Origin of the sequence: Desulfatibacillum aliphaticivorans DSM 15576 (genome assembly GCF_000429905.1) — a bacterium.
Lineage (GTDB): Bacteria > Desulfobacterota > Desulfobacteria > Desulfobacterales > Desulfatibacillaceae > Desulfatibacillum > Desulfatibacillum aliphaticivorans.
This window is the reverse complement of sequence record NZ_AUCT01000007.1, coordinates 259,040-270,186: the sequence shown is the minus strand read 5'-3', so window position 1 is coordinate 270,186 and position 11,147 is coordinate 259,040. Positions and strand designations below refer to the sequence as shown.

Genomic DNA, 11,147 nt, shown 5'->3' with positions numbered 1-11,147 from the left:
TTGGTGAGCAGAACAGCGGAGACTATCGTATCAATTTTCAACTGGATTCCGTGGATTCCACGGGCTTGTCCGTGGTTGGCGTGGCTCTGGACTCTATGGCTGACGCCCAGTCTTCCATGGACTTGATAGATAATGCCATGGACGCCCTGAACGCCTCCCGGGCCGACATCGGCGCTATCCAGAACAGGCTGGACTACACATTCGCCAACCTGAACATCGCCATCGAGAACAACACTGCTGCAATGTCCGTCATCCAGGATGTGGATATGGCCGCGGAAATGACCTCGTTCACCAAAAATCAGATCCTGATGCAGTCCGGTACAGCCATGCTCGCCCAGGCGAACTCGGCCCCCCAGACAGTGCTTCAGCTCATCGGATAATCTGATCCAGAGCTTCGACAAACCGGCCCGCCCCCGTAAATCCTCAGGGGGCGGGCTTTTTTCGTTGCGGCCCGCTTCTTGCAAAACCCTTAAAAAGCCTTAAGAAATCGGCAATATTTTCCGATAGGACATATAGGCTTACACCCTTAATTCGGGGATGCTGGGAAATTTTTTCCCTCCCCCGGATCATGACCAAGAAATAACCCGGATTCTCAATGGAGGAGGGTCGGATAATGTCCAGCACAACTTCAGTTTCAGGCCTTGCCAGCGGATTTGATTGGCGCTCTATGGTCGATCAGCTCATGGAAGTGGAGCACGGCACGGTCGATCTTATGACGAAGAAACAGTCGCAAGTGTCGAATGAGCTCAGCGAATGGCGCTCCCTCAACACCCGGCTTCTGGCGTTAAAAACCGCCGCTGAAAACCTTACGAAAGCAGACGACTTTTATGACTACTCCTCCACCATGTCCACGGATTCCAGCACAGTGGACGCCGAAGACCTGGTTTCCGTTTCCACGTCGTCTACTGCTTTGTCCGGCACATACAACATCAAAGTGGAGAAGCTCGCCACCGCGCAGAAGCTGTCCTCCACCTCCTTTACGGACTCCAGTACAGCCCTTGGCTCCGGCTACGAAGGGGAAATCCTGCTGAACGGCAAGGTGGTCAGCATCACGGCTTCCGACACCCTGAAAGACGTGCGCGATAAAATCAACAACGCCAACTCCGGCTCCGACCCCTCTGGGATCACCGCCAGCATCGTCAGCTACGGAACCAATGACACCCGCCTGGTCATTACCAGCGAGGCCACGGGCGAGGACGGCATGGGCATCGCCAACGGCTCCGCCTCGGACCTTATTGAGAAATTCGGATTCGTGGATTCGGTCTCCAGCGTGAAAACATCCATCACCGGCGGCGCCCAATCGGATCAGTTCGACAGCTCCACTCAGGCGATTAAAAGCATTTTCGGCCTTTCAGCCAATCAGTCGGGCAGCGTGACCATCGCCGGGACCGCCGTGGCCATCGACCTGTCCTCGGACTCCCTGGAATCCATCAAGAACAAGATCAACAGTGCAGGGATCGCCGGGGTCTCCGCCTCCATCGTCAGCCAGACCGACGATGACGGAAACAATCTGTACCGGCTGCAGATCGACGGGACCCAGACCTTTACGGACGATCAGAATATTCTGGAAACCATAGGGGTTCTTCAAAAAGGCGTTTCCAGCGTGACCGGAACCACCAGCGCCAACGCCATGACCTCGGAAGGCTCGGTGATCACCGCTTCCACCCTTTTGAGCGACATTGACGGGTACAACACCTTTACGGCCGGAGACTCCATTGACATCACGGGCACGGATCATTCAGGCGGTGCGGTCAACACCAGCTTCACCATCACCGCCTCCTCCACGGTCCAGGATTTTTTGGACTCCGTGGAATCCGCCTTTGGAGACGTAAACGCATACATCACGTCTGACGGAAAGATTGAAGTGGCGGACCAGATCTCCGGCGCCAGCTCCCTGAGCGTCAGCCTGGCAAGCAATCTCGCGGACGGAAACTCGACCCTGGATTTTGGCGCCTTTTCCGCTTTGGATACGGTGCGGGAGCGGCAGCTTGTGGCCGGATCGGACGCCGAAGTCAGCATCGACGGCGTGACCGTGAACAGCTCCGATAATATCATCGACGACGTGCTCGCCGGGGTCACCATCGATTTGAAGAAGGCCGATACCGACACCACCATCTCCCTGACCATAGGGCATGACTACGACTCCATCATCTCCAAAATCGAAAACATGGTGGGCGCATACAACGACGTGGCCGCCTTCATCACGGACCAACAGACCTACGATGAGGAAAACGACACAACCGGCGGACCGCTTTTTGGAGACGGCACCCTGTCCTCCATCAAACGGAACCTGACCTCGGTTCTGATTGAGTCGGTCTGGGGCGTAAACAGCGAATACTCCACCCTGGGCCTGGTGGGCATCAGCGTGGACACGGAAGGCCAGTTGAGCATCGACGAAGGGGAGCTTCGGGGATACCTGGAGACCAACTTCAATGAAATCAGGGATCTTTTCGTAGCCCGGGGAACCACGGATACAGGCTCCCTGACCTATGTGACCTCCGACAGAAACGCCAATTCCGGGGATTACGCCGTATTCATCACCCAGGCCGCCACCCAAAGCACGGCGACGAGCGAAAACTCCTATGCGGGAGCTTTGGGCGCCGACGAAACCATTACGGTGACGGACGGAGACAAAGTTTCCACCGTGGATTTGACTTCCACCATGACCTTGTCCGACGCGGTCAATGCCCTGAATACGGATTTCGACACGGAATACACCCAGACCCTGGCCTCAGGAAACGCCGTCTTATCGGGAGGACTGCCTGCTTCTTCCTCCCTGACCTGGGACTCCATTGACGGGGCCTCTATGGTGGACGGAGACACCATCAATTTTTCCGGAACCTCCCGGGGCGGCAGCACGGTCCAGGGATCCTACACCATCAGCGACGTCACCACGGACACCCTCCAGGACTTTTTGGCGGAGATAGAATCCGTGTTCGGAGACGAAGTCAACGCAGGCGTGGACAGCGAAGGCCGCATAGTCGTCACGGACCGGACTTCCGGCAACAGCAACCTGTCCTTGACTATTGAGGAGCCCGTGGGCAGGGGCTTGGATTTCGGCACGGTGGAATCCACCAACGACGGCGGAACCACGGGCCGCTACGCCCTGGAAGTCACGGCGTCGGTTTCCGCTTCCAACGAGCTGGTCATCACCCATGACTACTACGGCAGCGGCAACACCTTTGAAATCAGCGAGACCGCAGACCTGTTCTGGACGGGCGATCAGACCGTGGATAACGGCCAGGACGTGGCCGGAACCATTAACGGGGAGTCGGCCTCGGGCAAGGGCCAGGTGCTTACCGGCGATGAAGACGAACCCAATGTGGACGGCCTGGTGATCAAATACACGGGAACGGACAGCGGCGTTGAGGTCGGCAACATCAAGCTCACCCTGGGCATTGCGGAGCTGTTCAATAGAACCTTGTTTTCAATCACCGACGATGTGGACGGCTATTTGACCGCCAAAACCGAGTCATTGGAAGACAGAATAGACAGCTACGACGAGAGAATCGAAAAAATGGAAACGCGTTTGACCGCCAGGATGCAGACCATGATCAATCGGTTCATCGCCATGGAGCTGGCTCTTTCTGAAATACAGAACCAGGGCGACTGGCTGACCTCGCAATTAAGCTCTTTGTCTCGTTAAAACTAACAGGCCGCCCGGTTGGGCTGAATGCTAAAGAAATACGGGCGGGGGGCCGATAAGGTATACAGGTGACAATCATATAGGGCCAAGCCCAACAATGTGGAAAGAAGGAGTGACCGATGTACGGGAATAACATAGGCGCATACAAAAAGACCAATGTAGAAACCGCCGATCCTAAAAAGCTTGTAATCATGTGCTACGACGGCGCTATTTTCAACCTGAAAATGGCCAAGGAACGCTACCTGGAGCACAACTACGAAGCCAAATCAGCGGCCCTTTCCAAAGCCATGTTGATCATCGGGGAGTTGAACAGCGCCCTGGACATGGAAAAGGGCGGAGATATCGCCAAGAACCTGAAGGCTATCTACGACTACGTTGTCAGGCGTCTCACCGAGGGGGACATCCACAGGGATTTGACTGCTTTTGACGAAGCCATCACCATCCTGGAAGAACTGGGCTCCGCCTGGAAGGAAATCTTCTACGGCGAGTCCCGGGCCGGAGCTTTGCCGGAGCATACTCCCGCCTGGCAGAGAAAGCCGGCGTCCCTGGTTTGCGCATAAACAACTCCTTCACGCATAGAAAGCGAGGGGACCATGATGCATACGCCAAATAATTCCCGATGCGGTAAAGACCTCGCGGCGCCTTCGTCTCCGGATGAGTTCTGCAATCTGACGGAGCAAAAAGCCGGGCTTTTGGGGAAATACTCCGAGGCCACCCACGAAATCAACAGTGCGCTGGACGAGGAGGACTTCTCCAAAGTTCCCGTGGGCATAAAAAAACGCCGGGAAGTGATAAAACGAGTCAACATCCTGGATAAAAAAATTGAACAGGCCATGTTTGTTCTTCGCATGGACTGCCTGTCCGAAAAGGATCAGGAAAGAGTAGAAGAATCCATCAAGCATATTGAAGAGATCGTCTCGCTGCTAATAGCGGACGAACAAAAATGCCTGTCCCGGGTGAGGGCGAGATACGACGCGGCCAAGTCCGGGATCCTGGACATGCAGGAAAAACGTAAAATGTCCAGGGGATACAGGTTTAATAACGGACCGCGGGCTGCACGATTTGTGGACTCGCAAGTGGGATGAGGCTTTGTATGGCTCGTCCCTTCGCCTGTCGGTCGGGAAGGAGGATTATATCATGATTCTGGAAGCGGTTACTCCAAGGAAGGAAGTCTTGCAGGCCGAACGCGGGCTGCAAGTCGGAACCGCTCCCCCTCCTGTGAGGGAAGTCTCCAGGAAGCAGGAAGAACCGGTTCCTGTCAGGGAAGCGCCGCCGGAAATGGCTCAAAACGATACTGAAGAGCCTAATAAGGATTTGCTTAAAGATATGCTGGAGGTTTTAAAGGCGCACACCGCCGAAAATGCTTCCATGTCGAATATCGGGTTTGAGTACGGGGTTCACGAAGGAACCGGCCGTATGACCGTCACCGTCGTCGATAAGGACACGGACGAGGTTATCCGGGAGATTCCGTCTGAGCGCATTTTGGACCTGATGTCCAAGATGGAAGAGTTGGTGGGAATCTTGTTTGACGCCAAAGCCTGAAAAATCAGGCTCATTCCCAATTGCATACTGGTTTTCCGAACTTTTCAGGGGCCGGTTGTGGATCCGGCTTTCAGTTTGCGAAAAAGTAGTGCTGGAATAAGGACGGTTTTTTGTGTACAAAGGACACGATAGCATTTTAACGAACCGATCCTTGGACTTAGGGAGGCCTTGCAAGATGATCACGGATTTTGGGGACCAGAGCATTCGATGCGTCATTGTTGATGACGACCGGGCTGTTGGAGCTCTTTTGGCGGAACTGGTGGGGCGGGATAATGTGGAGGTGGAAACCTTCACGGACAGCCGCAAAGCCGTGGAAGCCATTGGGGACAGACCGGCCGATATTGTCATCACAGACCTCATGATGCCTGACGTGGACGGTTTGGAGGTGTTGAGCCGCGCCAAGGAGTCCAACCCCGACGTCGTGGTTATTATTGTGACCGGACACGGCACCCTGGAGAGCGCCATTGAGGCGATCAAGGAAGGGGCCTACAACTATATCCGGAAACCTTTCAAGCTCCAGGAGATGGAGATCTGTTTCAACAACGCGGCTGATAAAATCAGTCTGGTTCGCGAAAACAAGCACTTAATGTGGAAGCTGAAGGAGGCGTACCGGGAACTGGTCAAACAGGATGAATCCCAGGAATCTCCCGGCATTAAGGAATCTTCCGAAATCGTTGAAAACTCGGGAAGCATTAACTTTTTCGCCACCCATTTGCCCGGACTCCACCTTATGGAATCCGCCAGGGACCAGGCCAATCAATACGAACGCCTGGAAAACCTCACCCGGTGGCGCAAGGAAGGCCTTCTGAGTGAAAAGGAATTCGTCGCCCTGAAAAGCGAAATCCTTAAAGGCATTGATGAGCATGCATGACTACTTGAAAATCCTCGCCGTGGACGACGATCCCGGCGTTCTGAACGTTTTCAAGACGTATTTTGAACACAGCGACCAATACAGCATAGTCACTGCTTCCGATGGGCCTTCGGCCCTGGATGTCTTCTCCAAGGAACAACCCGATTTTCTATTCACCGACCTGGCCATGCCCGGTATGGACGGCATCGCCCTTTCCAAACGCATCCTGGAGATGGATAACACCATCCCCATCGTGGTCATGACGGCTTATCCCTCCATGGAAAGCACCATCATGGCCCTGCAAACCGGGGTTTCCGACTTCATCGTCAAGCCTTTTAAAATCCGCGACGTGGATTTTATCATCGAAAAGGTCATGGCTCAAAAAGAGATTATGGTGGAAAACCTTCTCTTGAAAAGCCAGCACGCCCGGAAAAAAGAGCTGGAGAAAATCAATATGGAACTGGCCGCCACCGTGGAGGAGATGGAGAAGTTAAACTTCATCCTCCGCAAGGTTGACTGGAAGAAAAACAGCGGAGAGCTTTTCGACCAGTTGACCAACATTTCCTGCGAAATCAGCGGCGGACACCTTTGCTACTTTCAATTGCTGGACGACTCCACGGGAAGCCTGTACCCCCTGGCCCACCACGCTGTGACGGAGGAGTTGGACAATGAGGACGTCCCGGACTTTCTGGACGCTTTGGCCAAGCAATCCCTGGACAAGGCCGGGCCGGCGATCTGGGGGAAAGACCCGGCCAGCGGCTTGATCACGCCTTTGCATGCAGCGGTTTCCATTCCTTTCAACATCAAGGACAAACCCCTGGGGGCCATCACCGTATGCAAGGCCGGGCCGGGGAACGGATTTTCCGAACAGGATCTGCACTACCTGTCCTTTCTGGGCAAGCGGGCGGCTCTGGTTGTGGAAAACACCGCCTTGTACGAAAACCTCTGCCAGAATCTGTTTTCCACCTTGTACGCCTTCGTGGAAGCCATCGAAGCCCGCGATCCATACACCAAGCAGCATTCCGCCCGCGTTGCCGACATATCCTGCATCATAGGCGAACACCTGGGATGCTCGGCAAGGGAATTGGACCTCCTGGATTTTTCAGGCAAGCTCCATGACATCGGAAAAATCGGCGTGCGGGACAAGATACTGCTTAAACAAGCCCAACTGGACGAGGAAGAATTCCGCATCATCAAAACCCATCCTGAAATCGGCGCCAATATCGTCGGACACATGGGCCTGCTAAAAGAAGAAACCCAGGTCATTCTCCACCACCACGAAAGGTGGGACGGCCAGGGCTATCCCAACAAAGTCGGCGGGGAGGATATCCCGTTTTTATCCCGCATAATGTCAGTGGCCGATGCTTTTGACGCCTTGACTTCCGACAGGGCCTACCGGAAAAAGGTGGATGACGCCGCGGCCTGTGAAATCATCAGAAAAAATGCAGGCGCTCAATTCGACCCGGTCGTCGCCGAAGCCTTTCTGGACCTGGCGGCCCAGGGCAAGGTATCAAGCTCCTTATAGTTATTCTACAAAATCCCCTATCAACAGCACGGCCGGCATTTCATTTTGTAACGGATTGTTTTTTTTGCACGCCTACTGGAAAAAGAACGGCATTTGCGACCATGCTTTTCTCATCCTGCTTTGATTTTAAGATTCATAACTTTTGCCCGGTGAATTGTATGACTGTCGGTGAGATAAGTTCATGTCCCCGGAAATCTCATGCACCCACCGTACTTTCGTCGGCCTCAAAAAATCGTCATCCCGGCAAGGGCGACCCGCTTTTCAGGATCGGCCCGCAAGCCGGGACCCAGCGTCATTATTAGACTCGCCCTGGAATAAAATTGCTTGCTTGAAATCGACTTGGTATCAGGCTCTTCACCGATCCCTGTATTGGGCGTAGCCTTTGACATTCGAATAGAAATACGGCAAGGTTGAAGAATGGCCGGTTTGGCAAGGCCGCCCCTTACCCTACATAAGGACCAAACAATGTATCAATGGATATTTCTGGCGATCGCTATTGTCAGTGAGGTGATCGCTACATCGGCCCTAAAATCTTCGGAAGGATTTTCACGGTTGTGGCCATCGGTTATCGTTACTGTAGGTTATATGTCGGCCTTTTACTTTTTATCGCTTACTTTGAAAACCATACCTATTGGGGTGGCTTATGCGGTCTGGGCCGGCAGCGGCGTTGCGCTCATTGCGCTTATCGCCTGGATTTTTTTCGGTCAGGCATTGGATCTCCCTGCAATACTAGGTCTTTCATTGATAGTGGCGGGAGTAGTCGTCCTTAATCTGTTTTCCAAAACCGTTTCTCATTAACAAGAGGATGTCTCCAAAACAATGGAACGAGTTCGGAAAACATGAACCGCGAAAAACATGAGCCTCCCGCAATATCGTCAAAAAAAGTGCAGGCGCTCCATTCCATCCCGCTGTCGCCCAAGCCTTTCTTAGCCTGGCGGCCCGGGGCAAGGCGGCAAGCGCCCTGCAACTGCTTTTTTGTTTAAATCAAATTTCCCATTAAAACAGATTGTTATTCATGGAGTTCCTTTCTCGGAGCTCTCATGTTTTTCCCTGCTCCGTACTCCAATCCCATTCATTGTTCATGCTTTCACTAATGGCACGCTTGTTGCTTCCATGGTTATGACACTGCATAATCAGGAGAAGGATTGCCATGAACAATATCGAAGCATCCGAAAAAAGAGACTATGTGCGCGTTCCTTTTAAAGGAAACGTGACGTTTCGCACCTTAACCGAAGACGAGTTTCAGGCCCAGTACCAGGAAAAGGAAAACTGGAGTGAAAGCGTGAGTCGAGGCCTGATTTCGGAAAACTTTGAGGATGCCAAAAAGGCCGGGGAATCCTCCGTGGATCCCAACCTGGTCCGGTTCCTGCTCCATTTGGAGGACAAGCTGGATCGCATTTTGGGCCTTTTGGGAGACAAATCCCGCAACGGCATGGAGGTGGGATCCGGCATTGACATCAGCTCTTCCGGGATCAAGTTTCGCACCGGCCGCCCCTTGGAGGAAGGCCAGCATCTTGAAATGCGCTTTGTAGTGAGCCGCTATCCCATTGTCTGTCTGGACATCCTCGGCACGGTGACCCGGGTGATCCCCATATACGATCAGGGGGCGAAGCAGTACGAGGTGGCCGCCAACCTGTATGAGTTCGACGGCCAGACGACCGAGGAAATCATGGCTTACGCCTTCCGGGTTCAAAGGGAGGCCTTGCGGTCCAAAAGGAAGCAGTAATCATCGGGGTGCTGATTTGAATATTACCGTGGATATCTCCGATCTCAAGGTGAGCAATAACCCGGATGTCACCTTGGTGACGTACTCCTTGGGATCTTGCATTGGTTTGGCGGTTTGGGACCCGGAGGTCCGGGTGGGGGGCATGCTGCATTATATGCTTCCCGACTCCAGCATCGCCCAGGAAAAGGCCAAGGCCAATCCGGCCATGTTTGCTGACACAGGCATCCCGGCCTTATTCAAGGCCTGCTACAAGCTGGGCGCCCAAAAGCAGCGCATGATCGTCAAGGTAGCCGGAGGCGCCCAACTCATGGACGAATCCGGTTTTTTTAATATCGGTAAACGCAATTACGCCGCGTTGCGCAAAATGTTTTGGCGCAACAAGGTCATGGTCGCGGCGGAAGACGTAGGCGGCATGGTCAACCGCACCATTCGCCTCAATATCGGGACCGGAGAACTGAACATGAAAGTCTCCGGCAAGGGGGAGGGGCTGCTATAATGGACATAGAATCCATACTCAAAGATTTGGAGCAATTGCCTCCGTTTCCAACAGTGGTCGCCCAGGCCCTGGCCCTTTTGGACTCGCCGGACTCCTCGGCCATGGATGTGGTCCAGGTGGTCCAGTACGATCAGGCGATTACGGCCAACGTGCTTAAGGTCTGCAACTCGGCCTATTTCGGCCTTCCCGGCAAGGTGAGCTCCCTTCGGGAGGCGGTTATCAGGCTGGGCAACAAGCAGCTTAAGGAAATCATTCTGACCGGAACCGTGGTCAAGTACTACAAAAACGCCATGGAAGGATACGCCCTGTCCAAGCACGATTTGTGGAAGCACGCCATATCCACCGCCATCATTTCCCGGATCATCTCCAAACGATTTCCGGGCGTGGATGAAGGCGCGGTTTTCACCGCAGGCCTGCTCCACGACGTGGGCAAGACCATCCTGGACGCTGTTGTGGATGAGTATTTCAACCAGATGTTCGCCCTGGTGGGGGAGAAAGGCTATTCCTTCACAGAAGCCGAGCAGGAAGTCCTGGGGCTGGATCATGCGGAAATCGGGGCTCGTATGGGGGAACTGTGGGGCTTTCCCAAAGAAATCGTCCACGCCATCCGTTTTCATCACGCCCCGCCCGAAGGCGATGAGTCCGACCTGGTCACCCAGGTGGTGTATCTGGCCAACGTCATTTGTCTTATGTTGGGCATTGGAGTTGGTCGCCAGGGCCTTCATGTTCGGGGGCGGGACGAAATTCTGGAACAGCATGGCATGGACATCAACGACCTTCAGGTCATCATGGCGGGCTTTTTGGATGAGTACCAGAAGGTGCAGGATATTATCGACCTGGGTTAACGGGCCTTGCTTGCAAGGCGCTGCAGAAACCCAAGGAAAGTAGGATGCGAGGAGATCTATGGGATTCAGACTAATGATTGTGGATGACTCCTCATCCATGCGTTCCATTGTCAAGCGGACCGTCGAAATGTCCGGGTTTGACGTGGAGCAGTTTTTGGAGGCCGACAATGGAAAAACGGCCCTGGAAATCCTGGATAATGAGTGGGTGGATGTGATCCTCAGCGACCTGAATATGCCGGTCATGGACGGAGAAGCCTTTTTGGCCGCTTTGAAAGAAAATCCCATGTTTTCCGAAATTCCCGTCGTTGTAGTGACCACCGAAGGACGGAACGAAAAGCTGCAGCAACTCCGGAACCTGGGCGCCGCCGCTTTTGTAAAGAAGCCGTTCAAGCCGGAAGTCATCCGGGACACCCTGGTCCGCGCTCTTGGCCTGGACTCCCTGGACGGGCTTGGCGAAGACGACGGCGATGACATGGATTTTTAACCCTTAGGAACAAGAGATAGCCTGAGAGGCGAT

Annotated in this window: 12 protein-coding genes; all 12 read left to right on the top strand. The window is 53.9% G+C overall.

The genetic code is table 11. The annotated features are described in order from the left end of the window. Positions 1 to 380, top strand: a 380-nt coding sequence (locus tag G491_RS0108630) for a flagellin (protein ID WP_028314310.1), incomplete at its 5' end; no start/stop codon positions are given. Positions 381 to 613: 233 nt separating this feature from the next. Beyond that, positions 614 to 3,646 (top strand): flagellar filament capping protein FliD, encoded by a 3,033-nt coding sequence (gene fliD, locus G491_RS0108625; protein WP_028314309.1) that lies wholly within the window; start codon positions 614 to 616, stop codon positions 3,644 to 3,646. Between the two features lie 119 nt (positions 3,647 to 3,765). Further along, complete coding sequence (fliS, locus tag G491_RS30010; RefSeq protein ID WP_012609789.1) at positions 3,766 to 4,206, top strand: flagellar export chaperone FliS; 441 nt, start codon at positions 3,766 to 3,768, stop codon at positions 4,204 to 4,206. A gap of 33 nt (positions 4,207 to 4,239) precedes the next feature. After that, the gene (locus G491_RS0108615) at positions 4,240 to 4,731 is read left to right on the top strand and encodes a hypothetical protein (protein ID WP_139264892.1); all 492 of its coding nucleotides are present in this window, start codon (positions 4,240 to 4,242) and stop codon (positions 4,729 to 4,731) included. Positions 4,732 to 4,783: 52 nt separating this feature from the next. After that, on the top strand, positions 4,784 to 5,188 hold the full coding sequence (locus G491_RS30005) for a flagellar protein FlaG (RefSeq protein ID WP_012609791.1): 405 nt from the start codon (positions 4,784 to 4,786) through the stop codon (positions 5,186 to 5,188). A 175-nt stretch (positions 5,189 to 5,363) separates the two neighbouring features. Continuing rightward, positions 5,364 to 6,059, top strand: coding sequence for a response regulator (locus tag G491_RS0108605; RefSeq protein WP_012609792.1), 696 nt, complete (start codon positions 5,364 to 5,366; stop codon positions 6,057 to 6,059). Further along, complete coding sequence (locus G491_RS0108600; protein ID WP_035218201.1) at positions 6,052 to 7,563, top strand: HD domain-containing phosphohydrolase; 1,512 nt, start codon at positions 6,052 to 6,054, stop codon at positions 7,561 to 7,563. The genes G491_RS0108605 and G491_RS0108600 overlap by 8 nt, the downstream gene beginning before the upstream one ends. 465 nt (positions 7,564 to 8,028) lie before the next feature. Then, complete coding sequence (locus G491_RS0108595) at positions 8,029 to 8,361, top strand: DMT family transporter (RefSeq protein WP_012609794.1); 333 nt, start codon at positions 8,029 to 8,031, stop codon at positions 8,359 to 8,361. Positions 8,362 to 8,713: 352 nt separating this feature from the next. Then, entirely contained in the window at positions 8,714 to 9,289 is a 576-nt protein-coding gene (locus G491_RS0108590) for a PilZ domain-containing protein (protein ID WP_028314306.1), read from the top strand. 16 nt (positions 9,290 to 9,305) lie between these two features. Continuing rightward, a complete protein-coding gene (locus G491_RS0108585) occupies positions 9,306 to 9,785 on the top strand; it encodes a chemotaxis protein CheD (RefSeq protein ID WP_028314305.1) in 480 nt (159 codons plus the stop codon). Then, the gene (locus tag G491_RS0108580) at positions 9,785 to 10,630 is read left to right on the top strand and encodes an HDOD domain-containing protein (protein WP_028314304.1); all 846 of its coding nucleotides are present in this window, start codon (positions 9,785 to 9,787) and stop codon (positions 10,628 to 10,630) included. Before G491_RS0108585 ends, G491_RS0108580 begins: the two co-directional genes overlap by 1 nt. Before the next feature lie 58 nt (positions 10,631 to 10,688). Continuing rightward, positions 10,689 to 11,114, top strand: coding sequence for a response regulator (locus G491_RS0108575; RefSeq protein WP_028314303.1), 426 nt, complete (start codon positions 10,689 to 10,691; stop codon positions 11,112 to 11,114). Positions 11,115 to 11,147 lie beyond the last annotated feature (33 nt).

Bases quoted from the DNA above. Each gene is read 5' to 3' on its own strand.
- fliD (WP_028314309.1), top strand. From the start codon at position 614: ATGTCCAGCACAACTTCAGTTTCAGGCCTTGCCAGCGGATTTGATTGG.
- fliS (WP_012609789.1), top strand. From the start codon at position 3,766: ATGTACGGGAATAACATAGGCGCATACAAAAAGACCAATGTAGAAACC.
- G491_RS30005 (WP_012609791.1), top strand. From the start codon at position 4,784: ATGATTCTGGAAGCGGTTACTCCAAGGAAGGAAGTCTTGCAGGCCGAA.
- G491_RS0108605 (WP_012609792.1), top strand. From the start codon at position 5,364: ATGATCACGGATTTTGGGGACCAGAGCATTCGATGCGTCATTGTTGAT.
- G491_RS0108600 (WP_035218201.1), top strand. From the start codon at position 6,052: ATGCATGACTACTTGAAAATCCTCGCCGTGGACGACGATCCCGGCGTT.
- G491_RS0108615 (WP_139264892.1), top strand. From the start codon at position 4,240: ATGATGCATACGCCAAATAATTCCCGATGCGGTAAAGACCTCGCGGCG.
- G491_RS0108580 (WP_028314304.1), top strand. From the start codon at position 9,785: ATGGACATAGAATCCATACTCAAAGATTTGGAGCAATTGCCTCCGTTT.
- G491_RS0108595 (WP_012609794.1), top strand. From the start codon at position 8,029: ATGTATCAATGGATATTTCTGGCGATCGCTATTGTCAGTGAGGTGATC.
- G491_RS0108590 (WP_028314306.1), top strand. From the start codon at position 8,714: ATGAACAATATCGAAGCATCCGAAAAAAGAGACTATGTGCGCGTTCCT.
- G491_RS0108575 (WP_028314303.1), top strand. From the start codon at position 10,689: ATGGGATTCAGACTAATGATTGTGGATGACTCCTCATCCATGCGTTCC.